20 protein-coding genes are annotated in these 26,626 nt (G+C 71.4%); 9 read left to right on the forward strand and 11 right to left on the reverse strand.

All coding sequences use genetic code 11. From position 1 onward, the window contains the following. Positions 1–6: 6 nt before the first annotated feature. Positions 7–666 (forward strand): ATP-dependent Clp protease proteolytic subunit, encoded by a 660-nt coding sequence (locus tag BLT36_RS08440; RefSeq protein ID WP_092093929.1) that lies wholly within the window; start codon positions 7–9, stop codon positions 664–666. An 85-nt stretch (positions 667–751) separates the two neighbouring features. On the opposite strand, the gene BLT36_RS08445 is transcribed toward BLT36_RS08440, so the two are convergent. Both BLT36_RS08445 and BLT36_RS08450 read right to left on the reverse strand, forming a co-directional pair. Then, positions 752–1,420 (reverse strand): copper resistance CopC family protein, encoded by a 669-nt coding sequence (locus BLT36_RS08445; protein WP_139166407.1) that lies wholly within the window; start codon positions 1,418–1,420, stop codon positions 752–754. After that, positions 1,417–2,145, reverse strand: a complete 729-nt coding sequence (locus tag BLT36_RS08450) for a YcnI family copper-binding membrane protein (protein ID WP_092093932.1) — start codon at positions 2,143–2,145, stop codon at positions 1,417–1,419. Before BLT36_RS08450 ends, BLT36_RS08445 begins: the two co-directional genes overlap by 4 nt. Positions 2,146–2,363: 218 nt before the next feature. Between BLT36_RS08450 and clpX the strand changes: the two genes are divergently transcribed. Beyond that, positions 2,364–3,644, forward strand: a complete 1,281-nt coding sequence (gene clpX / locus BLT36_RS08455; protein WP_092093934.1) for an ATP-dependent Clp protease ATP-binding subunit ClpX — start codon at positions 2,364–2,366, stop codon at positions 3,642–3,644. 143 nt (positions 3,645–3,787) lie between these two features. On the opposite strand, the gene BLT36_RS08460 is transcribed toward clpX, so the two are convergent. Continuing rightward, on the reverse strand, positions 3,788–5,824 hold the full coding sequence (locus BLT36_RS08460; RefSeq protein ID WP_092093935.1) for a M3 family metallopeptidase: 2,037 nt from the start codon (positions 5,822–5,824) through the stop codon (positions 3,788–3,790). A 113-nt stretch (positions 5,825–5,937) separates the two neighbouring features. Continuing rightward, complete coding sequence (locus BLT36_RS08465) at positions 5,938–6,519, reverse strand: TetR/AcrR family transcriptional regulator (protein ID WP_092093937.1); 582 nt, start codon at positions 6,517–6,519, stop codon at positions 5,938–5,940. Positions 6,520–6,663: 144 nt separating this feature from the next. On the opposite strand from BLT36_RS08465, the gene BLT36_RS08470 reads away from it, so the two are divergent. Continuing rightward, positions 6,664–7,500, forward strand: a complete 837-nt coding sequence (locus BLT36_RS08470) for an alpha/beta fold hydrolase (RefSeq protein ID WP_092093939.1) — start codon at positions 6,664–6,666, stop codon at positions 7,498–7,500. 103 nt (positions 7,501–7,603) lie between these two features. Here the strand turns inward: BLT36_RS08470 and BLT36_RS08475 are convergent, their stop codons facing one another. Then, positions 7,604–7,855 carry a hypothetical protein gene (locus BLT36_RS08475; protein ID WP_139166408.1) on the reverse strand — a complete coding sequence of 84 codons (252 nt, stop codon included), beginning with the start codon at positions 7,853–7,855 and terminating at the stop codon, positions 7,604–7,606. Between the two features lie 44 nt (positions 7,856–7,899). Continuing rightward, a complete protein-coding gene (gene valS / locus BLT36_RS08480) occupies positions 7,900–10,494 on the reverse strand; it encodes a valine--tRNA ligase (protein WP_254787448.1) in 2,595 nt (864 codons plus the stop codon). A 271-nt stretch (positions 10,495–10,765) separates the two neighbouring features. On the opposite strand from valS, the gene proP reads away from it, so the two are divergent. Further along, positions 10,766–12,325, forward strand: a complete 1,560-nt coding sequence (gene proP, locus BLT36_RS08485) for a glycine betaine/L-proline transporter ProP (protein ID WP_217638271.1) — start codon at positions 10,766–10,768, stop codon at positions 12,323–12,325. A 101-nt stretch (positions 12,326–12,426) separates the two neighbouring features. Here the strand turns inward: proP and BLT36_RS08490 are convergent, their stop codons facing one another. From BLT36_RS08490 to BLT36_RS08505, 4 genes are all read right to left on the reverse strand, one after another. Further along, on the reverse strand, positions 12,427–14,175 hold the full coding sequence (locus tag BLT36_RS08490) for an ATP-binding cassette domain-containing protein (protein ID WP_092093942.1): 1,749 nt from the start codon (positions 14,173–14,175) through the stop codon (positions 12,427–12,429). Then, positions 14,172–15,053, reverse strand: a complete 882-nt coding sequence (locus BLT36_RS08495) for an ABC transporter permease (protein ID WP_092093943.1) — start codon at positions 15,051–15,053, stop codon at positions 14,172–14,174. Before BLT36_RS08495 ends, BLT36_RS08490 begins: the two co-directional genes overlap by 4 nt. Beyond that, positions 15,050–16,078 (reverse strand): ABC transporter permease, encoded by a 1,029-nt coding sequence (locus tag BLT36_RS08500; RefSeq protein ID WP_302847115.1) that lies wholly within the window; start codon positions 16,076–16,078, stop codon positions 15,050–15,052. The genes BLT36_RS08495 and BLT36_RS08500 overlap by 4 nt, the downstream gene beginning before the upstream one ends. Before the next feature lie 70 nt (positions 16,079–16,148). Then, a complete protein-coding gene (locus tag BLT36_RS08505) occupies positions 16,149–17,789 on the reverse strand; it encodes an ABC transporter substrate-binding protein (RefSeq protein ID WP_092093944.1) in 1,641 nt (546 codons plus the stop codon). A 32-nt stretch (positions 17,790–17,821) separates the two neighbouring features. Here BLT36_RS08505 and BLT36_RS08510 point away from each other — a divergent pair, with 32 nt between their 5' ends. Together BLT36_RS08510 and BLT36_RS08515 are read left to right on the forward strand one after the other, a co-directional pair. After that, positions 17,822–18,421, forward strand: a complete 600-nt coding sequence (locus tag BLT36_RS08510) for a TetR/AcrR family transcriptional regulator (protein WP_092093945.1) — start codon at positions 17,822–17,824, stop codon at positions 18,419–18,421. 103 nt (positions 18,422–18,524) lie between these two features. Further along, on the forward strand, positions 18,525–20,018 hold the full coding sequence (locus tag BLT36_RS08515) for a phospholipid carrier-dependent glycosyltransferase (protein WP_092093947.1): 1,494 nt from the start codon (positions 18,525–18,527) through the stop codon (positions 20,016–20,018). A 93-nt stretch (positions 20,019–20,111) separates the two neighbouring features. On the opposite strand, the gene BLT36_RS08520 is transcribed toward BLT36_RS08515, so the two are convergent. Continuing rightward, a complete protein-coding gene (locus BLT36_RS08520; protein ID WP_092093948.1) occupies positions 20,112–21,155 on the reverse strand; it encodes a cation diffusion facilitator family transporter in 1,044 nt (347 codons plus the stop codon). 267 nt (positions 21,156–21,422) lie between these two features. Here BLT36_RS08520 and ileS point away from each other — a divergent pair, with 267 nt between their 5' ends. From ileS to BLT36_RS08535, 3 genes are read left to right on the forward strand one after another with little or no spacing between them, the layout of a single operon-like run. Then, positions 21,423–24,677 carry an isoleucine--tRNA ligase gene (ileS, locus tag BLT36_RS08525; protein WP_092093950.1) on the forward strand — a complete coding sequence of 1,085 codons (3,255 nt, stop codon included), beginning with the start codon at positions 21,423–21,425 and terminating at the stop codon, positions 24,675–24,677. Continuing rightward, the gene (locus tag BLT36_RS08530) at positions 24,674–26,212 is read left to right on the forward strand and encodes a bifunctional folylpolyglutamate synthase/dihydrofolate synthase (protein WP_254787451.1); all 1,539 of its coding nucleotides are present in this window, start codon (positions 24,674–24,676) and stop codon (positions 26,210–26,212) included. Before ileS ends, BLT36_RS08530 begins: the two co-directional genes overlap by 4 nt. Continuing rightward, positions 26,209–26,625, forward strand: a complete 417-nt coding sequence (locus tag BLT36_RS08535) for a DUF4233 domain-containing protein (RefSeq protein ID WP_092093951.1) — start codon at positions 26,209–26,211, stop codon at positions 26,623–26,625. The genes BLT36_RS08530 and BLT36_RS08535 overlap by 4 nt, the downstream gene beginning before the upstream one ends. Position 26,626: the final 1 nt, after the last annotated feature.

The raw sequence follows: 26,626 nt of genomic DNA on the forward strand, positions 1-26,626 counted from the left end.
ACGAGAATGCATCTCCCCATGCTCGGTGGCGCGCAGAACGTCCCGGCCCCCACTGATCGGTACATCCTGCCGAGCTTCGAAGAGCGCACGGCCTACGGCTACAAGCGGCAGGACCCGTACGCGAAGCTCTTCGAGGACCGCATCGTGTTCCTCGGCGTCCAGGTCGACGACGCGTCGGCCGACGACGTCATGGCCCAGCTGCTCGTCCTCGAGTCGATGGACCCGGACCGCGACATCGTGATGTACATCAACTCGCCCGGTGGCTCGTTCACCGCGATGACGGCGATCTACGACACGATGCAGTACATCCGTCCGCAGATCCAGACGGTGTGCCTCGGCCAGGCCGCTTCGGCCGCGTCGGTGCTCCTCGCTGCCGGCACCCCCGGCAAGCGTCTGGCCCTGCCGAACGCCCGTGTGCTCATCCACCAGCCTGCTGTCCAGCAGGGTGGCGGTCAGGCCTCCGACATCGAGATCCAGGCGGCGGAGATCCTCCGCATGCGCACCTGGCTCGAGGAGACCCTGTCGAAGCACTCGAACCGCACGCCGGCGCAGGTGAACAACGACATCGAGCGCGACAAGATCATGTCCGCCGAAGAGGCGCTCGAGTACGGCCTGATCGACCAGGTCCTCACGAGCCGCAAGAACCTGCCGGCGCTCGTCAAGTAACGACAGCCAGTACGACGAAGGCCCCGCACCGATGGTGCGGGGCCTTCGTCGTACTCCGGGTCCGGCGGGCGGCCCCGCGGGGTGCTCAGTCCTCGTCGGTGTCGTCCTGCGCGGGTGCGGGACGGCGGCGGAGGAGGAGCAGGACGGCGACGACCACGCCGACCACGACGATGCCGCCGGCGCCGATCCAGATCGCGTCGGAAGTCGTCGAGTCCGTCTCGCCCGAGGCTGTGCCCGTGGTCGCGCTGGCGCTCCCGTCAGCGTTGCCCTCGTCCGTCGCGCAGGTCGGCGGCTTGGTCTGTCCGGTCGCGGGCCGGAACCCGGCGGGGGCGTCCCACGTGAACGAGTACTCGTCGGACACCGTGTGGCCGTCGGCGGAGATGATCTGCCACTCGACGGTGTACTTGCCGGAGTCGCCGAGCGCGGCCTTCGTGGTCATCGACGGGCCGTCGACCGCCAGGCAGCCGTCCTCGTAGTACTTCCCGTCCGGGCCGACGATCCGGTAGGCGAACCCGGAGTCGCTGCCGCCGATGTCGAGGAGCTTGTCGTTCGTCGTGATCTCGAACGACTTCGGCAGCTCGGTGAGGGTGCCGTCGACCTTCGGCGTCGAGGCGATCATGTAGTTGTGCGCGCTGGCGGGACCGGCGAGCCCGAGGACCGCACCGCCCGCGATCGCGACGGCCGCGGCGGACCCGGCCACGAGCCTCCAGGTCCGCGACCGGCCGTGTGCACGACGCTCGACGCGAAGGGTCACTTGGACGTGCTCCGACGACGCGTGTTCGCGACGGCGACGACGAGCGCGACAGCACCGAGCACCAGGCCGCCGAGGCCGAGGAAGCGTCCGACGAGGTCGGGGTCGCTCGGGGTGCTGGTGCTGCTGGCGGCCTCGGCCGTCGGGGTCGCGGCGATCGGGTCGCCGTCGTCGTCCATCGCCTCGGCGGCGGTCAGCGTGATGGAGGGCGCCGGGTGCTCGGGCTCCGCTTCGCCGGCCTTCTGCTCCTGGTTCCACTCGACGGAACCCTTCTCGCAGGTCTGCAGCGCGGGGAACTCGACGAGGTCACCGGGCTTGCCGTCCGGCAGGGAGAACGACAGCGAGAACGTGTCGCGCTCGTCGGCCGGCAGCGGGGTCTTCGCGGTGTAGGTGACGCTCGTGACGCGCTCGCCGGCGTCCTCGGGGGACTCGTCGTCGGCCGACGCGGACGGGCTGGTGTACTTCGCGGTCGCCTTCGAGATGGTCCAGTTCGGGTTCACCGTCGGCGTGACCTCGATGATCGACTCCGGCACCTGGAACTCGATCTTCGTCGTGGGGGAGCCGTCGCAGCCGTGCGGCAGCGAGAAGGTGGCCGTCGTGTACGAGTCCGCGGCGGTCGAGGTCGCGGTCGCGGAGACGTGCGCGCTCGCCATCCCCGCGGTGCCGAGGACGATGGCAGCGGTGACGCCGAGGGTCGCGGTGCCGACGACGACGAGACGCTTGGGCATGGGGGTCCTTCCGGGATGGAGTTCTACAAGTTGTAGAGAAGTCGTGATCACGGTAGCAGGATCGAACGCCCTGGGCGAACGCGGTCGCCGAATCCGGCTCGGCGTCGCAGCCGGTGTCGCCGGTTGCGATTAGGCTCGTCCACAGTCGGGCAGGTCGTCGGCCTGCACCATCGGGCAGGCGATCAGGTCTGCATCGGTCAACCAGGGAGGGCACCGACATGGCACGCATCGGAGAGAGCGCCGACCTGCTGAAGTGCTCCTTCTGCGGCAAGAGCCAGAAGCAGGTCCAGCAGCTCATCGCCGGTCCCGGCGTGTACATCTGCGACGAATGCGTCGAGCTGTGCAACGAGATCATCGAAGAGCGACTGGCCGAAGCCGGCGAGGACACCGCCAGCGGTGACTTCGAGCTCCCCAAGCCCCGCGAGATCTTCGACTTCCTGCAGGAGTACGTCATCGGGCAGGACCCGGCGAAGCGCTCCCTGGCCGTCGCCGTCTACAACCACTACAAGCGCATCCGGGCGCAGGGGCAGATCACCGCCGCCGAGGACCGCGACGACGTCGAGATCGCGAAGTCGAACATCCTGCTCATCGGCCCGACCGGCTGCGGCAAGACGTACCTCGCGCAGACCCTCGCCAAGCGGCTCAACGTGCCGTTCGCCGTCGCGGACGCCACCGCGCTGACCGAGGCCGGCTACGTCGGCGAGGACGTCGAGAACATCCTCCTCAAGCTCATCCAGGCGGCCGACTACGACGTGAAGCGCGCCGAGACGGGCATCATCTACATCGACGAGGTCGACAAGATCGCCCGCAAGGCCGAGAACCCGTCGATCACGCGCGACGTCTCCGGCGAGGGCGTGCAGCAGGCGCTGCTCAAGATCCTCGAGGGCACGGTCGCCTCGGTTCCGCCGCAGGGCGGTCGGAAGCACCCGCACCAGGAGTTCATCCAGATCGACACGACGAACGTGCTGTTCATCGTGGCGGGGGCGTTCGCCGGGCTCGAGGACATCGTGTCCTCGCGGGTCGGCAAGCGCGGCATCGGCTTCGGTGCCCCGCTGCACAGCCCCCTCGACCAGCAGGACCTCTACGCCGACGTCCTGCCCGAAGACCTCCACAAGTTCGGCCTCATCCCCGAGTTCATCGGTCGTCTGCCCGTCGTGACCACGGTGTCGCAGCTCGACCAGTCGGCGCTCATGCGGATCCTGACCGAGCCGAAGAACGCGCTGGTGAAGCAGTACCAGCGGATGTTCCAGATCGACGGGGTCGAGCTCGAGTTCGATCGTGGTGCGCTCGAGGCCATCGCGGACCTCGCGGTGTTGCGTCAGACCGGTGCCCGTGGGCTCCGGGCCATCCTCGAAGAGGTGCTCGGGCCGGTGATGTTCGACGTCCCCTCGGACGACGACGTCGCACGGGTCGTCATCACACGCGAGTCGGTGCTCGAGAACGCGGCGCCGACGATCGTGCCGCGGCCGCGGGCGAAGCGCGTCGAGAAGTCGGCGTAGTCGCGGTAGGGCCCACAAAACACCGGTGTTCGTCGGCCGCGCCACGACATTGCGCGGCGCAGAAGACGAACACCGGTGTTTTGCGAACAACCGTCCCCGGCGGCGGCCGCCCCGGCGCCGCCGCGGGCGCCGGCGCCCGCCGCCTACTCCAGCCCGCGGCGCCGCAGCAGCGGGCCGACCTCGGCGTCGCGCCCGCGGAAGTCGCGGTACGCCTCGAGGGGGTCCTTCGCCCCGCCGACACCGAGCAACCGTGACGCGAACCGCGCTCCGGCCGAGCGGGACAGTCCGCCGTTGTCGCGGAACCACTCCACGGTGTCGGCGTCGAGCACCTCGGACCAGATGTAGCCGTAGTACCCGGCGTCGTACCCGCCCGAGAACGTGTGGGCGAAGTACGTCGACGAGTAGCGGGGTGGGACGGCCTGCACGGCGATGCCTGCGGCCTCCAGTGCAGAACGCTCGAAGTCCTCGACGGACGTCACCGCTGCCGCATCGGCCGCCGACAGCCGGTGCCACGCCTGGTCGAGCAGGGCCGCGGCGAGGTACTCGGTCGTCGAGAAGCCCTCGTTGAACCCGGCGGAGTCGCTCAGGCCGAGGACGAGCTCCGGTGGCAGCGGCTCGCCGGTCTCGTGGTGCTTGGCGTAGTTCGCCAGGACGGACGGCCACGACACCCACATCTCGTTCACCTGCGACGGGAACTCGACGAAGTCGCGCTCGACGTTGGTGCCGGAGAACCGCGGGTACGTGGTGCGGGCGATGAGGCCGTGCAGCGCGTGCCCGAACTCGTGGAAGAGCGTCTCGACCTCGTCCTGGATGAGGAGCGTCGGTGACCCGGCGGCGGGCTTCGCGACGTTGAGGTTGTTCACGACGACGGGCAGCGTGCCGAACAGGGCGGACTGTTCGACGACGGGGTTCATCCACGCGCCGCCCCGCTTGCCGTCCCGCGTGTACAGGTCGAGGAGGTAGAGGCCGACCGGTTCCCCGTCCTCCGAGGTGACCTCGAAGACGCGGACCTCGTCGTTGTACCCGTGCAGGTCGTCGCGTTCGGTGAAGCTGAGGCCGTACAGTTCCGCGGCGGCGTGGAAGACGCCGTCGTGCAGGACCCGGTCCGCTTCGAAGTACGGGCGCAGCGCGGAGCTGTCGGCGGCGAACTGCTCACCGCGGAGGATCTCGGTCGCGAACGCCCAGTCCCACGCCTCGACGTCGAAGCCGACGACGCGGGAGCGGACGGCGCGCTCGTCGTCGGCGTTGGCAGCGGCGGCCGGTACGAGGGACGACAGCAGTCCGTCGACCGCCTCGGGCGTCTTCGCGGTCTCGTCGGCGGTGACGACGGCGGCGTGGTTCGGGAAACCGAGGAGTTCGGCGCGCTCGGCACGGAGCCGCACGATGCGGAGCAGGACCTCGCGGTTGTCGTGCTCGTTGCCGCGGCGGCCGCGGGACAGCGACGCGCGCATGATGCGCTCGCGGAGGTCGCGGTTCGTCAGCGACGCCAACCACGGGTGCCCGGTGTAGAGCGGCAGGGTGATGAGCCAGCCGTCGAGTCCGCGGTCGGCGGCGGCTCCGGCGGCGGCGGACTTCGCGCCGTCGTCGAGGCCGGCGAGCTCGTCCTCGGCGGTGACGTGCACGGCGAGGTCGTTGGTGTCTTCGAGCAGGTTGCGCTCGAAGGTGGTGGTGAGTGTGGAGAGCTCCTGGTTGATCGCGGTGAGCCGTTCCTTGCCCGCGTCGTCGAGGCCGGCGCCCGCCAGCGTCATCTCGGTGTACGTGCGCTCGACCAGGCGGCGGTCCTCGTCGGAGAGGGCAGCCCCGTCGGTGCGCTCGTCCAGCGTGGAGCGCACGGTGGCGATGCGGTCGTACAGGCGGGAGTCGAGGGTGATCGCGTCACGGTGCGCGGCGAGGAGCGGGGAGACCTCGGCCTCGAGGTCGTGCAGCTCCGGCGTCGAGTCCGCCGACGACAGGGTGAAGAAGACGTGACTGACGCGGGCGAGCAGCTGCCCGCTCCGCTCGAGCGCCACCAGGGTGTTCTCGAAGGTCGGCGTCTCGTCGGAGGCGGCGATCGCCTCGACCTCGGCGCGCTGCTCGGCCATGCCGGCGTCGAACGCCGGCCGGTAGTGCTCGAGGCGCACCTCGCGGAAGGGTGGGAGGGCGTAGGGAAGGGTGCTCGGTTCGTCGAACGGGGTTGCCATCACACCACCCTACGGACGTGGCGCTGCCACGGGACGGACTGGAGGCGCGGGGCGGCGCCGATCCGCGCCTCCAGGCCGTCAGTGGGTCGCGACCAGGGCGAGACGCCGTCGCGTCAGCGCGTGGCCGCGTCGATGAGCGTCTCGGCCGCTCGCCGGGCGTGTGCCGCGGGTGCCGTCGTGCCGGAGATGGCCGCCGTGGTCTGTGCGCCCTCGGCGAGGAGCGCGAGCTGCGCGGCGAGCTCCTCGGCTCGGTCGGGGTCGGCGACCGCATCGGCGGTGAGCTGCTGCACGAACTGCTGGAACGACTCCTTGTGCTCGCGTGCGATCTCGGCGACCGCGGGGGAGGTGGCCCCGAGCTCGCCGAACGCGTTGATGAACCCGCAGCCGCGGAACGTGTCGTCGCCGAACCAGGACTCGAGGAAGTCGTACATCGCCAGGAGCTTCTCGCGCGGGGTCGCGGCGGCGTCGACCGCGCCGTGCACGCCGCGTTCCCACACGTCGTGTCGTCCGCTGAGGACCGCGGCGATGAGCTGCTCCTTGCCCGGGAACGCGGCGTAGAGCTTCTTCAGCGAGACGCCGGCGCCGGTGCGGATCTCGTCCATGCCGACGGACTGGATGCCGCGCGCGTAGAAGAGCTGGTCGGCGACGTCCAGGATGTGTGCCCGGATGTCGGGCTCGACGGTGCTGGTGGCCATGGTGCGTCCCTCGTTCGTTGCGTGTTCACCGTTCCCGACTTGCGCGGGGAACGAACGTTCTCTAGTGTAGACGACATCGGCAGAGAACGCTCGTTCTCCGCCAGGTCGAACGGCCGCAGGGCCGCTCTCAACGAAGGAACGATCATGGGTGCAATCACCGTCGGGACCGAGAACAGCGTCGACATCGAGCTCCACTACGAGGACAAGGGAACGGGCCAGCCGATCGTGCTGATCCACGGCTTCCCGCTCGACGGCAACTCGTGGGAGGGGCAGACCCCGGAGCTCCTCAAGGCCGGCTACCGCGTGATCACGTACGACCGCCGCGGGTTCGGTCAGTCCTCGCAGCCCTCCACCGGGTACGACTACGACACCTTCGCGGACGACCTGCACACCGTGCTCGAGACGCTCGACCTGCACGACGTGATCCTCGTCGGCTTCTCGATGGGCACCGGCGAGATCGCCCGCTACATCGGCCGTCACGGCCAGGACCGGATCGCCAAGGTCGCGTTCCTCGCCTCGCTCGAGCCGTACCTCGCGATCACCGACGACAACCCGGACGGCGCCGCGCCGATGTCCTTCTTCGAAGGGGTCGCCGCCGACGTCGAGAAGGACCGTTACGCGTACTTCACGAACTTCTACCAGGACTTCTTCAACCTGTCGGAGAACCTCGGTTCGCGCATCTCCGAGGAAGCCGTCCGCAACGCCTGGAACATCGCCGCCGGCTCCGGCTCGATCGCGTCCGCCGCAGCGCCCCTGACCTGGCCGACCGACTTCCGTCAGGACATCCCGAAGGTCACCGTCCCGGCGCTCATCGTGCACGGCACGGCGGACAACATCCTGCCGATCGACGCCACCGGCCGACGCTTCACCAAGGCCCTGCCGGCCGCGGAGTACGTCGAGATCGAGGGCGCGCCGCACGGCCTGCTCACCACGCACACCGCCGAGGTGAACGAGGTCCTGCTGGGCTGGCTCGCGAAGTAGTCCGGAACCCGTCCGACCGGGCGGGGGACGACTGAGCAGAGAACGTCGAGTGCATCGGATGCACTCGACGTTCTCTGCTCAGTGGACGAAGCCGGACCTCGGCTCAGTCCTCCTCGCCCGCATCGTCCGGGTTCGTGACCTGCGCGTGTCCGGCGTCGTCGAGGTGGATCGATGTGCCGTCGTCGAGCGCCACCATCGGCTTGCCCTCGAGGTAGGTCAGGGTCCAGCCCCACCCCGTCGTGTCGACGGACTCCGACGTCAGCTCGGCCTCGATCTCGTGCACGGCGACGACCACCGCCTCGGGGAGCTCCCCGGGTGCCTCCGCACCCACGTTCCAGCGCCTGCCCAACTGCATCCGTGCCTCCGGTCTCGTGTCGTCCTGCGTCTGCCGGCCGCGACCTACGCGGGCAGTTCGGCCAGCTCGATCTCGGTGACCGCGAGCTCGTCGCCCTCGGCGAACGACAGGTTCTCGATCCGGCCGACGGCGGCCAGGTCGACCGCCGCGCGCTCGATGAGCGCCCGGGTCTCGGCCGGGGCCGCGACGACGGCGCGCGTCACGGGCGTCTTCTGGGACGCCTTCGCGGCCGTCTTCGCGCCGCGGATGCCGATCAGGGCCTGCCCGACGGCGGCGAGGAGCCCCGTCGGCTCGGCCTGGGTGGGCAGCTCGGCCACGGTCGGCCAGGAGGCGCGGTGCACGCTGGTGTCGTGGGTCCAGGCCCACACTTCCTCCGTCGCGAACGGCAGGAACGGGGCGAGGAGACGCAGCAGCGCGTCGATGGCGGCGCGGAGCGCGAGGACCGCGCTCGCCTGCGTCTCGTGCGTCGAGTCGGTCGCGGTGCCGTAGGCACGCTCCTTCACGAGCTCGAGGTAGTCGTCGCAGAAGGTCCAGAAGAAGCGCTCGGTGACCTCGAGGGCGCGGGCGTGGTCGAACGAGTCGAAGGCCGTGGTGGCCTGCTCGATGACGGAGCCGAGCTCGGCGAGCACGTCGACGTCGAGCGGTTCGGTGACGCTCGTGGCGCCCTCGGGCAGCGGGAAGCCGTAGACGAACTTCGCCGCGTTCAGGACCTTGATCGCCAGACGACGGCCGACCTTGATCTGCTTCGGGTTCTGCGGGTCGAACGCCGCGTCGGTGCCGAGCTTCGACGAGGCCGCCCAGTAGCGGACCGCGTCGGCGCCGTGCTGCTCGAGGATCGACAGCGGCGTGACGACGTTGCCCTTCGACTTCGACATCTTCTTGCGGTCGGGGTCGACGATGAAGCCGGAGATCGACGCGTGCTTCCACGGCACCGTGTCGGCCTCGAGCTGGCTGCGGAGCACCGTCGTGAACAGCCAGGTGCGGATGATGTCCTGCGCCTGCGGACGGACGTCGTACGGGTACACGAGGTCGTAGAGCGCCGGGTCGGTCTCCCACTTGCCCGCGAGCTGCGGGGTCAGCGACGAGGTCGCCCAGGTGTCCATGACGTCGAGCTCGCCCTGGAAGCCGCCGGGCACGCCGCGCTGGTCCTCCGTGTAGCCGGGAGCCGGCTCGGACGCCGGGTCGACGGGCAGCTGCGCCTCGGTCGGGACGATCGGCTGGTCGAACACCGGGTTGCCGTCGGCGTCGAGCGGGTACCAGACCGGCAGCGGCACACCGAAGAAGCGCTGGCGGGAGATGAGCCAGTCGCCGGAGAGGCCACCGACCCAGTTGTCGTACCGGACGCGCATGAAGTCCGGGTGGAAGGCGATCTCGTCGCCACGCTTCCGGAGCGTGTCCTTCAGCTGCTCGTCGCGGGCGCCGTTCACGATGTACCACTGGCGGGTGGAGACGATCTCGAGCGGCTTGTCGCCCTTCTCGAAGAACTTCACCGGGTGGTTGATCGTCTTCACGTCGCCGACCAGGTCGCCGGACTCGGTGAGGGCGTCCACGACGACCTTCTTCGCCGAGAACACGGTCTTCCCGGCCATCTCGGCGTAGAGCGCCTTGCCGCCGTCGGACTCGATCCAGGCCGGCTCGTCCGAGCGGACCCGGCCGTCGAAGCCGATGATCGCCCGGTTCGGCAGCTGCAGCTCGCGCCACCACACGACGTCGGTGGTGTCGCCGAAGGTGCAGACCATCGCGATGCCCGCGCCCTTGTCCTTCTGCGCGAGGTGGTGCGCGAGCACCGGGACCTCGACGTCGAACAGGGGGGAGCGGACGGTCGTGCCGAAGAGGTCCTGGAACCGCTCGTCGTCCGGGTGCGCGACGAGGGCGACGCATGCGGGGAGGAGCTCGGGGCGGGTGGTCTGGATGACGACCTCACCCGTGCCGTCCGTCTTGTGGAAGGCGATGCCGTGGTACGCGCCCGGCATCTCCTTGTCCTCGAGCTCGGCCTGCGCGACCGCCGTGCGGAAGGTGACGTCCCAGAGCGTCGGGGCGTCGGCCTGGTAGGCCTCGCCGCGCTCGAGGTTGCGGAGGAACGCACGCTGGGCGCTCGCCCGCGAGGTGTCGTCGATCGTGCGGTACGACTGCGTCCAGTCCACCGACAGGCCGAGGGTCCGGAACAGGTGCTCGAACTGCTGCTCGTCCTGCACCGTCAGGCGTTCGCACAGCTCGATGAAGTTGCGGCGCGACACCGGGATCTGGTCGGCGGCCTTCGACGACTTGTTGTCGCCGCCCTCGAACGGCGGGACGAACGTGCCGTCGTAGGGGAGCTGCGGGTCGCAGCGGACGCCGTAGTAGTTCTGCACGCGGCGCTCGGTGGGGAGACCGTTGTCGTCCCAGCCCATCGGGTAGAAGACGTGCTTGCCGCGCATGCGCTCGTAGCGGGCCTTGAGGTCGGTGTGCGTGTAGGAGAACACGTGACCGATGTGCAGCGAACCGGAGGCGGTCGGCGGCGGGGTGTCGATCGAGTAGACGGCGCTGCGGTCACCGGCGGCGTCGCGGTCGAACCGGTAGGTGCCGTCCTGCTCCCAGACGGGGCCCCAGACGTCTTCGAGACCGTCCACGGTGGGCTTCTCGGGCATGGGCTTCGTCATGGCTGCGCCTTTCGCTGTGTGCGGCACCGAGTCCGTGATGAGGTGCCTGAATGTCCGTGCGCGCTGCACGGTGTACTCCAAGGCTACCCGGAAGCGGAGCCGGAGCGGGAGGGGCCGTGCAACCGGTTGCATCACACCTGATATTCCGTGGAGCGCTCCGATCTGATAGGCTCTCGGAGTTTGTTCGGCGGGCGGCCCTGTGCTCGCGAGCTGCAGCGTCGCCGTCCCGTCGGATGCCCGAAGGAAAGACTCAGCACTACCGGAGGACGAATTGCCGACGAACGACCCCCAGGGAACGCACGCGCGTCCCGTCCGCACGAAGGGTGCCGCCAAGCGCGCGCGCCGCAAGCTGACCGAGGACGACGTCACCGTCGTCGAGGAGTCGCTGCTGAAGCGCGCCGTGGCCGCCGCTGCACTCGGCAACGCGATGGAGTGGTTCGACTTCGGCATCTTCGCGTACCTCACGGTCACGATCTCGAAGGTGTTCCTGCCCGCCGGTGACCCCACCTCGAACCTCGTGGCCACGTTCGGCTTCTTCGCCGCGGCGTTCATCGTGCGCCCGATCGGCGGCGCCGTGTTCGGCCCGATCGGCGACCGGATCGGGCGGCAGAAGGTCCTCGCGCTGACGATGATCCTGATGGCCGCGGGCACGCTCATGATCGGTCTCATCCCGTCGTACGACACGATCGGGTTCTGGGCGCCGGTGCTGCTCCTCGTCGCCCGCTTCGTGCAGGGCTTCTCGACCGGTGGTGAGTACGGCGGTGCCGCGACGTTCATCGCCGAGTACTCCCCGGACAAGCGCCGCGGGTTCATGGGCTCGTGGCTGGAGTTCGGCACGCTCGCCGGGTACGTGCTCGGCGCCTCGATCGTCACCGGCCTGCAGTTCGGCCTGTCCGAGGACGCCCTGCTCAGCTGGGGCTGGCGGATCCCGTTCATCGTCGCCGGTCCGCTCGGCCTCATCGGGCTCTACCTCCGGCTGAAGCTCGAGGAGACCCCGGCCTTCCAGAAGCAGCAGGAGCAGGCCGCCGAGCGCGAGTCGCAGAAGACGCCGTTCCTCAAGCTGTTCGCCGAGAACTGGCGCTCGCTCCTCATCTGCATCGGCCTGGTCCTCGTGTTCAACGTGACCGACTACATGCTCCTGTCGTACATGCCGACCTACCTCGAGCAGAACCTCGGGCAGGACGCCACCTTCGGCCTCATCCTCATCGTGGTCGTGATGCTGCTCATGATGGTCGTCATCACGTTCGGTGGACGCCTGTCCGACAAGTTCGGGCGTCGTCCCGTCCTCGCCACGGGCTGCATCGGCTTCCTGGTGCTGTCCTGGCCGGCGCTCAAGCTCGTCCAGAGCGGCACCGGGGTGGGCGTGTTCGTCGGCCTGCTCATCCTCGGCCTCGTCCTGGTGACATTCACCTCGACCATGCCGTCGACCCTGCCGGCGCTCTTCCCGACGATCATCCGCTACGGCGCACTCGCCATCGCGTTCAACGTGTCGGTGTCGCTCTTCGGCGGGACCACCCCGCTCGCGACGCAGGCCCTCATCGCGGGTGCCAAGGACGCCGGCTTCGGCTGGGCCGAGGACATCCCCGCGTTCTACCTGATGGCGGCCGCGCTGATCGGGCTCGTCGCCGTGTTCTTCACGAAGGAGACCGCCTCGACGCCGCTCATGGGGTCCGGGCCGACGGTCGGCTCCGAGGACGAGGTCGCCGGGGTCATCGAGGACTACAACGACCCGACGTCGGAGCTCGCGCAGTCGGACTGGGCGAAGGACTTCTCGACGAGCGAGATCCCGATCATCTCGGGTGATGCCCCGAAGGAGCCCGCCGGCTCGTAGTCGCGCGGTGGCCACCGTCGGGCGAGTCTCGCGCTGAGCGACACGTCGTGGGCTCGTGGGCCCGTGAACTGTCGCTCAGCGCGAGACTCGGGTGCCGCCGGCTACGCGGCGCCGGCGGTCGGCGGGGGACCCGCGGCGAGCCGTTCGGCGGCGTGCAGCAGCCGGGCAGTCACCGGGTGTGCGGGGCGCTCGAACACGGCGGCCGCCGTCCCCCGCTCGACCACGCGTCCCTCGTGCACGACGAGCACGTCGTCGGCCATCCGGCGGACGGCCCGGAGGTCGTGCGACACGAAGACCATCGCCACGCCGGTGCTGTCCCGCAGTCCCTCGAGCAGCGTGAGCACGGCGTCCTGCACCGTGGCGTCGAGTGCGGTGACGGGTTCGTCGAGGACGATCACCTCGGGCGCGGTCGCCAGCGCCCGGGCGATCGCGAGCCGTTGCCGCTGTCCGCCGGAGAGCGTCAGCGGGGAGCGTCGCCGGAGCTCCCGGCCGAGCCCGACCTGCGCGAGGGCGGCGTCGACGCGGTCACCGAGCTCGCCGCGGGCGGTGCGCTCGGCGCCCCGGGTGAACGCGTCCGCGAGCACCCGTTCGACGGTCCACCGCTCGTCGAACGTCGCACCCGGGTCCTGCACGACCGCCGCGAGCCGGTGCCGACGGAGACGACGGTCGCGTTCGTCGAGCGGTGCCCAGGGTTCGCCGTCGAGCGTGACGGTGCCGGCGCCCGGGGCCTCGAGGCCGAGGAGCATCCGCGCGAGGGTCGTCTTGCCGGACCCCGACGCCCCGATCACCCCGAGGACGCGGCCACGCTCGAGCGAGAACGACACGTCCTCGACCGCCGGGACGCCCGCGAACGCGCGCGAGAGTCCCTCCGCGGCGAGCACGGCCGGCTGCGCACCGTGCGGGGTTGCGGACTCCGTGACGGCTTGTCCGCCTGGTGCGCCGTCACGGCCCGGCACGCAGCGGTCAACCGCGCACGGGGTGACGGAACCGGCACCGTGCGACCAGGCGCCGTGCGACCCGGACCCGGACCCGGACCCGGCACCGTGCGACCCGGACCCGGACCCGGACCCGGCACCGTGCGACCCGGACCCGGACGCAGCCCGCACCAGCGCCCGCGTCGCCCCGTGCTGCGGCGCCGCGAACACCGACGCCACGGGCCCCTCCTCGACGACGCGCCCCTCGTGCATGACCACGACCCGGTCCGCCCACCCCGCGACGAGCCCGAGGTCGTGCGTGATCACGAGGAGGCCGGCATCGTGTTCCTGCGCGGCCCGGAGCTGCTCCATCACGGTGACGGCGACCCCGGCGTCGAGCGCCGTCGTCGGTTCGTCGGCGACGACCAGCGCGGGCGACGCCACCGTGGCCGCCGCGATGAGCGCCCGCTGCCGCATCCCGCCCGACAGGGTGCCGGCGAGCCGCCCGTCCGTGGCCATCGCCGGGTCGAGTCCGACGGCCGACAGCGCCTGGCGGACCGCGTCGACGCGGGCGGCGGCGGTCATGTGGGTGTGGAGGCGGAGGGCATCCGCGACCTCGCGCCCGACCGGGCGGAGCGGGTCCAAGGCGCCCAGCGCCTCCTGGCCGACGTAGCCGACCCGCGATCCGCGGACGCTGCGCCACCGCCGCTCGGAGAAGGCCCGGACGTCGAGTCCGGCGACGCCGAGCCGGTCGACGCGCACCGAGGACCCCGGTGCGGACAGGCCGAGCGCGGCGCGGGCGGTGACGGTCTTGCCGGACCCGGAGGCTCCGACGAGGGCGACGCACTCACCGGCGTCGACCTGGAGGGCGACGCCGTGGACGATCGTCGCGCCGCCGATGGCGACGGACAGGCCGGAGATGTCGAGGACGGTCATCGGAGGGCTCCCGTCCGCCGGATCGCCCGGCCGAGCACGGTCACGGCGGTCGCGAGGACCACGATCGCGAGGCCGGGGAAGGTGCTCATCCACGGGGCGGTCTGCAGGTAGGTGCGCCCGTCGGCGAGCATCGCGCCCCACTCCGGTGCTGGGGGCGGTGTGCCGACGCCGAGGTAGCTGAGTGCGGAGGCCCACACGATCGCCTGCCCGACGCCGAGCGTGCCGACGGCGACGACGGGCCAGAGCGCCGCGGGCAGGACGTGCCGGACGACGATCGTCGCGGGGGAGCGGCCCAGCACGACGGCGGTCTCGACGACCTGCGACTGCCGGGCGCTCCGGACGAGTCCGCGCACGATGCGGGCGTACCCGGGTGCCGTCGCGAACCCGACGGCGAGCATCGCCGGAACGGGCCCGGGACCGGTCACGGCGATGACGACCAGCGCGACGAGGAGCAGGGGGAGCGCGAACGCGACCTCGGTGATGCGGCCCACGACGGCGTCGACGAACCGGCCGCCGAGTCCTGCGACGACGCCGAGCACGATGCCGATCCCGCCGCCGACGAGGGTCGCGACGACGCCCACCACGAGCGAGGCCCGGGTGCCGGCGACGACCCGGGCGAGGACGTCCCGGCCGGACTCGTCGGTGCCGAACAGGTGTCCGGCACCCGGGGCGAGCAGAGCCTCTGACGGGTGCACGGCGAGCGGATCGCCGCCGCCGAGCAGGGCCGGCCACGCCGCGGCGACGACCGCCAGGGCCACCACCGCGGCCGCCACTGTGCCGGCCGGGCCGAGCGTCCCCCCACGGAATCGCTCGGACCGGTCGGCGGGTGCGTCGCGCTGGGCGCCGGCCTGGAGGCGCGGGTCGGCGATGCCGCTCATCGTGCCTCCGCCTCGGGCCGTGCCGGGCGCGGGGCGCCGCCCGTGCGCTCGGCGCCGTCCCTGCGGGCCCCGTCGCCTGCGCGCGGGTCGACCGCGCGCTCGACGAGGTCGGCGACCGCCAGCACGACCACGTACGCCGCTGCCGACACGAGCGCGATCCCGGCGACGAGCGGCATGTCCCGCTGCGTCACCGCGGTCACGAGCGCACGCCCGATGCCGGGGAGCGCGAAGACCGACTCGACGACGACGGCCCCGGACACGAGCGACCCGAACGCCCACGCGGACAGGGCGATCCCGGGCAGGGCGGCGTGGCGCAGCAGGTGTCGGCCGAAGAGTCCGGCCCGGGTCTCGCCGCGGCTCCGGGCGGCGAGCGCGAACGCCGACCGTTGGGCGTCCACCACGCCGTCGCGGACGGTCTCGGCGAGGTACCCGGCGACCGGCACCGCGACCGTCAGCACCGGCAGGACCCAGCCCCGGGCGGTGCCGTCGCTCACCGCGGGGACCCAGCCGAGGCCGCTGGCGAACACGACGATGAGGACGCTGCCGAGCCAGAAGTGCGGGGTGACGCTCGCCGTCACGGAGATCGCGCCCGTCAGGGCGGCGGCGAACCGACCGCGCTGCGTCGACCACCACGCGGCGACGATCGCGAGGACCCAGGCGACGACGAGCCCGAGGACCGCGAGCGTCAGCGTCACGGGGAGCTGCTGCGCGAGGAGCGTCGACACCGGGGTCCGGAACGCGTAGGAGTCGCCGAGGTGCCCGGTCGCCAGGCGTCCGAGGAACACGGCGTACTGCACGAGCACCGGCCGGTCGAGCCCGTACTCCTGGCGCACCTTCGCCACCGCCTCGGCCGACGCCTGCGACCCCGGGCCACCGAGGATCGCCAGCGCCGGGTCGCCCGGGATCAGCCGGATCGCGACGAACACGATCGTCGCGACCGCCCACAGCACCCCGACACCGCCGAGCGCACGCCGGAGTGCCCAGCGCGACCACCGCCCTGCGGCCGAGCCGGCACCCGGCCGCAGCCGACGTGGTGGACGCGTGCCGGGCCTCCCGTCCGTCACCGCGTCAGCGGTCGTCCTGTCGGGCACCGTCTCAGCGGTCGATCCACGCCGTGCCGAACCACGGCGTGGAGACCGCGGTCGTCTGCACGCCGTGCACGGCCGAGCGGATCAGGAAGTGGTTCTGCTGGTCGTACAGCGGCAGCACCGTGCCGCTCGACAGGATCAGCTTCTGCGCCTGCTCGTACAGGTCGCCGCGCTCGGAGGTGTCCGAGGTCTGCGCCGCCTGCTGGAGCAGGTCGTCCAGCTTCGGGTCGTCGAGCTGCGCGAGGTTCGCGAAGTACCCGGACGGGGCAGGTGTGATGCTCGCGCTGTCGTACAGGATCCGCAGGACGTCCGCGCCGACCTTCGTGTACGGGGCGCTCACGACGTCGTACTGGTTCGCGGCGAGGGCGGCGTACCAGCTGGACAGGTCGAGCTCCTTGAGGACGACCTTGAACCCGACGGCCTGCTCGGACGCCTGGATCTGCTGGAACAGGCTGCGCTCGGCGGGCACCGACTGGTTCGTCGACACCGGGAACGTCACGGTCAGCTGCTGGCCGTCCTTCTCGCGGATGCCGTCGCTGCCGACCTTCCAGCCGGCGTCGTCGAGGAGCTGCTTCGCCTGCTTCGGCGAGTACTCGAACAGGCTCTTGTCCGAGAAGCCGTACGGCTCGACGCTGGAGAGCACCGAGTAGGAGCGCTTCGCGGTGCCGAGGAACAGCGACTCGATGCCCGGGTCGACCTCGGCGCCGGCGATGAACGCCTTGCGGACCGCTTCGTCACGGAACACGCCGTGGCCGGAGTTCAGCTCGAGGCGGTTCGACGCCCCGGGACGCGGCGCGTCGAGGTCGCGGATCGCGCCCTTCGACGAGGCGGCCTTGAGCTGGTCGGGCTGGGCGTTGTCGATGACGTCGACCTGCCCGGACTGCAGCGCGGCGTACCGCGAGGTCGAGTCCGGCAGGAAGCGCCAGGTGATGCCGGCGAGGTGGGGCTTCGTGGTGCCGCCGGCCTGCTTGCCGAGGGGCGTGTAGTCCGCGTTCTTCGCCAGGGTGACCCGGTCGCCGTGCTTCCAGCCGGTGACCCGGAACGGGCCGGTGCCGACGGGGGACTCGCAGTTGACCGCCTGCGAGCGCTGCAGCGCCTTCGGGGACTCCATGCCGACCCACGGCTGCGAGAACGACTCGAGCAGTGCGCTGTCCGGGCGGCTCAGCGTGAGCGTGACGGTGTGGTCGTCGGTGGCGGTCGCCTTCGTGATCGACTGCAGGGCGAGGTAGCCCGTGCTGGAGGCCGTGGTCGGGTCCTGCACGTGCTCGATGTTCGCGACGACCGCTGCCGCGTCGAAGGGGGTGCCGTCGGTGAAGGTGACGTCGTCGCGGAGCGTGAACGTCAGCGCCTTGCCGTCGTCGCTCGTCTTCCAGGACTCGGCGAGCGCCGGGACGGGCTTGCCGTCGTCGAGCGCGGTGAGCTCCTCGATGTACTGGCTCGAGAGCAGGGCCTGCGGGTAGTTGCCGCCGACGTGCGGGTCGAGGCAGGTGGGTTCGGCGTCGCCGGACGCGTAGACCAGGGTCCCGCCGTCCACGGGGGTGCTGCTCGAGGTCGCGGCGCCGCCACCGGTGCAGGCGGCGAGGGTGAGGAGGAGCGCGGCGGCACCGGCGACGGCGGTCACGCGTTTCTGTACTGAGTCCAAGATCATGGCTGGACGAGTCTAGCGGTTTACTGGGGCCCATGGACGAACCGATGCGCCGCGGTGGGCGACCCCGACGCTCGAGTGCCGAGGTCCTCGCGGACGCCGCAGCCGAGCTGTTCCTCGAGCAGGGGTACGGCCGCACCACGGTCGACCACATCGCCGCCCGCGCCGGGGTGAGCCGGGCGACGTTCTTCAACTACTTCACCGCGAAGTCGGACGTGCTCTGGCTCGAGCTCGACGCGGCGGTCTCCTCGCTGCCCGCGCTGCTCGAGGAGTCCCGCGATCCCTCGGCGGTGCGCGCGGTGGAGGAGGCGCTCCTCGCCGCCGCCCGCGCCCACGATCCCGAGCGGGTGCCGTGGGCCATCGCGCAGGCCGAGGTGATGGGCATCGGCCCGGAGCTCGTCGCGAGCGTCGCCACGCGGGTGACGGCCCAGCACACGGCGGTGTCGGCGTTCGTCGGCCGGCGCACGGGGGACCACCCGGCAGCGCTGTGGCCGCAGACGGTGGCGGGCGCGATGCTCGGTGCTGCAGCGGCGGCGTTCGGGGTCTGGGTCGCGGACGGGGTCGGGCGCCGCCCGCTCGTCGAGTACGTCGGCGCTGCGCTGACCCCGGTGGCCGCGGGCCTCGACGGGCGCTGACACGGGGTCCCGCGCTCCTCGGTCCGGCGCTTCGATCCGCTGAGCGCCTCCGCAGGCGTGGTCGGGGCGGAGCCGCACCGCACCCGTGGGATGATCGGTCACCGTGACCCTCTCGCTGCGCTCGGTTCGCTGGCCGGCGTTCGCGGTCATCGCCGCCGCCGGGCTGTTCGTCTGCTTCTGGCACCTCGGGCGGCAGGGGATCGTCACCGACGAGAGCGCGTACGTGGGCGCCGGGTGGGAGTACGTCCACGGGGTCTTCACCGCGAACCTCGAGCACCCGCCCACCGCCAAGTACCTCTACGGGGTGGCGCAGCTGGTGATGGGGCAGGGGTACCTCGGGCCCCGGGTCGTCGCGGCCGCCGCGACGTTCGCGACCGGGCTCGTGCTCTTCGCCTGGCTGCTCCGGCCGCTCGGGTTCTGGGGCGCCCTGCTCGCGGCCGGACTCTGGTGGCTCGGCCCCCGCGGCAACGCCCCGGACTGGATGGACCCCGCCTCCGGCAGCGGCGCGCGCGTCGACCGCCTCGCCCTCCTCGAACCCGTCATGGTCTTCTTCGCGGTGTCGTCACTCGCGGCCGGGTGGGCGTGGATCCGGACCCGCAGCCGGTGGCGGTTCGCGTGGGCGGCGCTCGCCGGGGGCGCCCTCGGCCTCGCCGTCACATCGAAGGTGACGAGCGCAGTCCTCGTGGTGGCGCTCATCGCCCTGCCGCTGCTGTTCCGCCGCTGGTGGGACCTGCTCGTCGGGGGAGTCGTCGCCGCGGCCGGGTTCGCCGTGGCGTTCGTCGCGGTCTACCAGCCGGTCGGCATGGTGCGCGCGGTGAGCTACATGTTCGAGTTCCAGGCAGCGCACGACGCCGAGGGGCACCTCGTCGAGATCGCCGGGCGGAGCTACCCGTCCGCGCCGTGGTGGGCGAACCTGTACTTCCTGGCGCACGGGATCACCGTGGTGCTGCTCGTGGTGCTCGTCGTCGGGATCGTCGTGGCACTGGTCGTCCGGCCGGGGCGGCTCGTCGCGTACCTGGGCATCGCGATCGTGGCGCTCGGGGTCTTCCTCTGCACCGCTCGCGTCGCCCTGCCGCACTACTACGACATCTGGATGCCGTTCCTCACGGCGCTCGCCGCGGTCGGGTACACCGCGCTCTGGCGGACGGCACGTGCGCGCCGGGGCGTCTCGCGACGGGACGGCGTCGTCCGGGCCGCGCTGTCCGCGGTCGTGGTCGTCGCGCTGCTCGCCAGCCTGTTCCCCGTCACCCAGGAGGTGGTCCGGGTCGCCCGCACCCGTCCGGCCGGCATCGCGCTCCTGCAGCACGAGCTCGACGCGCACGGGGCCTCGGGCACGATCCTGTTCAGCTCGTACGGCCCGCCCAGCTGGCGGCCGTACTTCGCCGGGCACGCGGTGTCGGCGCCGGTGCCCGGTCGGTTCGGCGCGATCGTGCAGGGGACGGACGCGCGGTTCCCGATGCCGGACGCGGTGCGGGCGTTCATCCGGACGAACCACGACGGGCTCGAGCACTTCGACGTCGACCAGCTGCGGGTGTGGGTCCCGCGCGACGGGGTGATCGAGATCGGGGCCGACCGGACCATGCAGCTGACGCGCTGAACGCAGCCAGCGGCTGCCCCGACGGCGCGCCGTCCGACGCCCGCCGCCCGCCGCCCGCCGCCCGACGGCGCGACGCCCGCCGCCCCCCGCCCGTCAGTCCGTCCGCAGCGTGCCCGCTCCGCCCGACGCCACGTCCTCCACGGTGCCGTCCCGCACGACCTCGGGCACGTCCCCGTCGGTCGGCACGAGCGACTCGTCGCCCGGGTAACTCAGCGTGAGGACCGCCTCCTCGATGTACTGGCTCTCCTCCAGTGACTTCTCGACGTCCCGGAGCCGGACCGCCACGTGCTCCTCGTTCTCGTTGCCGGTGAGGTCGACCGCAGCGACGAGGTACACCCGCGACGGCCCGACGAACTCGAGGTGCAGGTAGGTCACCCGCTCGACCTGGTCGCGGCCGAGGAGCTCGACGAGCACTGCGTTCTCGAGCTCGGGGGAGGTGCTCTCGCCGAGCAGGAACCGGCGGTTGCGGTCGATCAGCACGATCGCGACGACGCCGAGCAGCACACCGATCGCGATCGAGCCGATCGCGTCGAAGACGGCCAGCCCGGTGACCTGGTGCAGGAAGACGCCGAGGAACGCGACGACGAGGCCGACGAGCGCGGCGGCGTCCTCGGCGAACACCGCGCGGAGCGTCGGGTTCGAGGACTGCAGCACGTGGCGGAGGACGGGCACCCGACGCTTCGTCGCGGCGCCGTGCGCCTGCCGGTAGGCCTGCAGGAAGCTCGTCCCCTCGAGGCAGAACGACACCCCGAGCACGACGTAGTTGAGCACGACGTCCTCGGCCGGCCCGGTGTCCCCGAGCTCCGAGATGCCGTGGTAGATCGACACGATGGCGCCCGCGGTGAACAGCCCGAACGCGGCGAACATCGACCAGATGTACGTCTCACGGCCGTAGCCGAGCGGGTGGGCGGTGTCGCGCTTCCGGGCGCCGCGGCGTTCGGCGACGAGGAGGAAGACCTCGTTCCCGGTGTCCGCCCACGAGTGCGCGGCCTCGGCGACCATCGAGGCCGATCCGGTGAGCATCGAGGCGATGGTCTTGGCGATGGCGACCAGCAGGTTCGCGCCGAACGCGATGACGACGGTGAGCAGGGACTCGGGACGCTCCTGCTGCGCGGGGGCAGCATCTGACGAGGGCATCGGTCCAGCATGCTCCCGTCCGCTAAAGTGGTGTCACCAGGCGTTGATCCGGCCATCACCGGTGAGCCTCCGGAAGAACGCGGTCCCCGGTGCCTGTCACTGCGGGAACGTCAGTAGAGCCGGGCGGTCCGGGCCGCGAACACCCCCCGGCGACGAGCGGTCGCGCAGCACCCAGGCGCGGCAAGCGAGGTGGTACCGCGGAGCACGCTCCGTCCTCGTGGAGATCTGACCGAACCGACAGATCCGACCGACCCCCGAGGAGCCCCGGTGCCGTACCCCCTGAACGCAGACGCAGACGGCGTCACCCCGTCGCCGTCCTTCCCCGCCGTCGAGCAGGGGATCCTCGCCTTCTGGAAGCGTGACGACACGTTCCAGGCGTCGATCGACCAGCGCCAGGGATGCGACGAGTGGACCTTCTACGACGGCCCGCCCTTCGCGAACGGCCTCCCGCACTACGGACACCTGCTGACCGGCTACGCCAAGGACGTCTTCCCGCGCTACCAGACCATGCGCGGCAAGCAGGTGCACCGCCGGTTCGGCTGGGACACGCACGGCCTGCCCGCCGAGCTCGAGGCGATGCGCCAGCTCGGCATCACCGAGAAGCACGAGATCGACGCGATGGGCGTCGACGTCTTCAACGCCGCCGCGCGGAAGTCCGTCCTGCAGTACACCGACGAGTGGCAGCAGTACGTCACCCGGCAGGCGCGCTGGGTCGACTTCGAGAACGACTACAAGACCCTCGACGTCACGTTCATGGAGAGCGTGCTCTGGGCGTGGAAGCAGCTCTGGGACAAGGGCCTCGCCTACGAGGGATTCCGGGTCCTGCCGTACTGCTGGAACGACCAGACGCCGCTGTCCAACCACGAGCTCCGGATGGACGACGACGTCTACCAGATGCGCCAGGACCAGTCCGTCACGGTGTCCTTCCCGCTGCGGGGTTCGCGGGCGGCGGAGCTCGGCCTCGACGGCGTGCGGGCCCTCGCCTGGACGACGACCCCCTGGACGCTGCCGACGAACGCTGCGCTGGCGATCGGGCCGGCGGTCTCGTACGTGGTGCTGCCGGCGGGGCCTGGAGGCGCGGCTGACGGTGGGAGCGCCGGTTCCGTTTCGTACCTCCTCGCGTCCGACACCGTGGCCGCCTACGCGAAGGACCTCGGGTACGAGAGCGCCGAGGACGCCGCTGCCGCGGTCGTCCGCACCCTGGCGGGAGCCGAGCTCGACGGCGTCGAGTACGAGCGCCTGTTCGACTTCCTCGCCGAGACCGAGGGCATGGAGCACGCCTGGCGGATCCTGGTCGCCGACTACGTCGAGACCGGCGAGGGCACGGGCATCGTGCACCAGGCCCCGGCCTACGGTGCGGACGACCAGGTGGTCTGCGCCGCGGCGGGCATCCCCGTCGTGCTGTCGCTCGACGAGGGCGGCGTCTTCACGTCGCAGTTCGGCGAGGTCGCCGGCATGCTCTGGTCGGACGCGAACAAGCCGCTGACGAAGGCCGTGCGCGACGCCGGCCGCCTCCTCCGCCAGGCGTCGTACGAGCACAGCTACCCGCACTGCTGGCGCTGTCGGAAGCCCCTCATCTACAAGGCCGTCTCGTCGTGGTTCGTCCGGGTCACCGAGTTCCGCGACCGGATGGGCGAACTCAACCAGGACATCAACTGGGTGCCGGACAACGTCAAGGACGGGCAGTTCGGCAAGTGGGTCGGCAACGCCATCGACTGGTCGGTGTCTCGCAACCGTTACTTCGGCACGCCGATCCCGGTGTGGCAGTCCGACGACCCCGAGCACCCGCGCACCGACGTGTACGGCTCGCTCGAGGAGATCGAGCGCGACTTCGGGCGCCTGCCCCGCAACGCCGAGGGCGAGGTGGACCTGCACCGGCCGTTCATCGACGACCTCACCCGCCCGAACCCGGACGACCCGACCGGGCAGTCCACGATGCGCCGGATCACCGACGTGTTCGACGTGTGGTTCGACTCCGGGTCGATGCCGTACGCCCAGGTGCACTACCCGTTCGAGAACCGCGAGTGGTTCGACTCCCACAACCCGGCGGACTTCATCGTCGAGTACATCGGGCAGACCCGCGGCTGGTTCTACGTCATGCACGTGCTGTCCACCGCGCTGTTCGACCGGCCGGCGTTCAAGAACGTCATCAGCCACGGCATCGTCCTCGGCTCGGACGGTCAGAAGATGTCGAAGTCGCTCCGGAACTACCCGGACGTGTCCGAGGTGTTCGACCGCGACGGCGCCGACGCGATGCGGTGGTTCCTGATGTCGTCGTCGGTGATCCGCGGTGGCAACCTCGTCGTCACGGAAGAGGGGATCCGCCAGGGCGTCCGCGAGTTCCTCCTCCCGCTCTGGTCGACCTACTACTTCTTCACCCTCTACGCGAACGCCTCCGGGCCGTCCGGCTACCGGGCAGTCCGTCGTACGGACAGCACCGACGTGCTCGACCGGTACCTCCTCGCGAAGACCCGCGTGCTCGTCGAGGACGTCACGACGCACCTCGACGCCCTCGACACCCCGCTCGCCGCCCAGGCCGTGCGCGACTTCGCCGACGTCCTGACGAACTGGTACGTCCGTCGCTCCCGCGACAAGTTCTGGGCGGGCGCCGAGTCCACGCCCGAGGCGCGCGCGGCGTTCGACACGCTGTACACCGTGCTCGAGACGCTCACCCGCGTCGCCGCGCCGCTCGCACCCCTCGTCACCGAGGAGATCTGGAAGGGCCTCACCGGCGGCCGGAGCGTCCACCTCGAGGACTTCCCGGACGCGGCCGAGTTCCCCGCCGACGACGCCCTCGTCGACGCCATGGACCGCGTCCGCGACGTCGCCTCGAAGGGGCTCGCGCTCCGCAAGGCGACCGGCAAGCGTGTCCGCCTGCCCCTCGCCACACTGACGCTCGTGGTGCCGGACCCGGCCGCGCTGGCGCCGTTCACGGACATCCTCCGCGACGAGCTCAACGTGAAGCAGGTCGTGCTCGAGGAGCAGGAGGAGTCCTCCCTCGGCCGGTACGGCATCGAGCGGAAGCTCACCGTCAACGCCCGTGCCGCCGGCCCGCGCATCGGCAAGGCCGTGCAGCAGGTGATCCCGGCCGCCAACCGAGGCGACTGGACCGCGACCGACACCGGTGTGACCGTCGGGGGTGTCGACCTCGTCGAGGGCGAGTACACGCTCGACCTCACGGTGGCCGACGACAGCGTCGCCGTGGCGTTCCTCGACGGCGGCGGCTTCGCGGTGCTCGACACCGTGACCACGCCGGAGCTCGAGGCCGAGGGGCTCGCCCGCGACGTGGTCCGTGCCGTGCAGCAGGCCCGCCGTGACGCCGACCTCGACGTCAGCGACCGCATCGCCCTGACGCTCCGCGTCGACGCCGCGGGTGCCGACTCGGTCCGCACCCACCGGGAGCTCATCGCGGGGGAGACCCTGTCGACGAGCATCGAGGTGGTGGAGACCGCGTTCGCGCAGGGCGAGGGCACCGACGTCGGCGACGGTGCGAAGGTGTCCGTGGAGGTGGCACGCGCATGAGCGACATCAGCGACGACCGGTACGACGACCACGACGACCACGACGACCACGACGGCCACGACGGCCAGGACGGCCACGACGGCCACGACGGCCGGGACGAGTCCGGCGGCGTCCAGGCGGACGGGATCCGCATCCCGGTCGGCCCCGCCGGCGACACCGACCCGGCCGAGGCCCTGCCCTACGGCGGGGACGACGACGAGGTCAAGCGGGTCGAGGCCGCCCTGTACGCCCGCATCGGCGAGCAGTCGCCCGAGCACCGCCTGACCGCCACCCGGCGTGCCGTCGAGCTCCTCGGCGACCCGCACCTGGCGTACCCGGTGATCCACCTGACCGGCACGAACGGCAAGACGTCGACCGCGCGGATGGCCGAGAGCATCGTCCGCGCCCACGGCCTGCGCACCGGCCTCATGACGAGCCCGCACCTGGTGTCGATCCGGGAGCGCATCGTCATCGACGGCGAGCCGATCGCGGCCGACCGGTTCGTCGAGAACTGGGACGACATCACCCCGATCCTCGAGATGACCGACCAGGAGCTCACCGACCGGGGCGAACTCCCGCTGACCTTCTTCGAGGCGCTCACCGTCCTCGCCCTGGCGTGCTTCGCCGAGGCGCCGGTCGACGTCGCCGTGATCGAGGTCGGCATGGGCGGCGAGTGGGACTCCACCAACGTCGTGCAGAGCCAGGTCCAGGTGTTCACCCCGATTGCGATCGACCACGCCAAGCAGCTCGGCAACACCGTCGCCGAGATCGCCCGCACGAAGTCCGGGATCATCAAGCCGTCCTCGTCGGTCGTGTCGAGCGCCCAGACGGCCGAGGCGCTCACGGAACTGCAGCGCGCCGCCGAGCTCACCGAGTCGACCCTCGCGGTCGAGGGCGACGCCTTCCGGGTCGTCGACGTCACGCCGGCGGTCGGCGGGCAGCTCATCACCGTGCAGGGCGTCGCCGGCCGCTACGACGACCTGTTCCTCCCGCTCTTCGGGCAGCACCAGGCGCACAACGCCGCCGTGGCGATCGCGGCCGTCGAGTCGTTCCTCGGCCGCGGGTCGCAGCCCCTCGACGAGGACGTCCTCTCCGAGGGCCTCGCCGGGGCGACGAGCCCCGGACGGCTCCAGCCCATCGCCACCGGCCCGACGCTCGTGGTCGACGCGGCGCACAACCCGCACGGCGCCCGTGCCCTCGCCGAGGCGCTGCCGGTGGCGTTCCCGTCCGGGCACGTGGTCGGCGTCGTCGGGATCCTCGGCGACAAGGACGCCCGCGGCTTCGTCCGCGCGCTGAAGGACACCGTAGCCACGTTCGTCGTGACGCAGCCGCCGGGGGACCGCGCTCTCGACGCCGACGAGTTCGCCCGGATCGTCGTCGACGAGGTCGGCGAGGACCGTGTGGTCGTGGAGCCCTCGCTCCCCGCCGCGCTGCAGGAAGCACGCGACCTGGCCGACGAGGCCGACGCCGAGGACGCCATGGTGCTCGTCGCGGGCTCGATCGTGATGGTGGGCAAGGTCATGGACCTGGTCCACGCGGAAGGCGGGGCGAAGTGACGGACGCACCACGGGCCTCCAGGCCGGGTCGTGCACCCCGCGCACGGAAGCCGCGTCGCGAACGCGGGGCGCAGGAGAGCCTGCTCTCGATCGCGCTCGTCCTCGAGGCGATCATGTTCTTCTTCCCGATGCTCGTCGTGTTCGGCAAGGGGACCCTGCCGCCCGCCGCCGCGTTCGGCGGTGGCATCGGCGCGATGATCGTGCTGGCGCTGGCCTCACGCCTGACCGGCAAGCCCGCCGGTGTATGGTTCGGGTGGCTGCTGCAGGCGGCCATCCTCGCCACCGGGTTCATCGAACCGTTCATGTTCGCGGTCGCCGTGGTGTTCCTGGCGCTGTGGGTCTTCTGCTTCGTCAAGGGCGGTCAGCTCGACCGTGTGAACGCCGCGCGCCGAGCGGCCATGGGCGAGGACTGAC

It is taken from the genome of Curtobacterium sp. UNCCL20, from assembly GCF_900101675.1.
In the GTDB taxonomy this organism is placed as follows: domain Bacteria; phylum Actinomycetota; class Actinomycetes; order Actinomycetales; family Microbacteriaceae; genus Curtobacterium.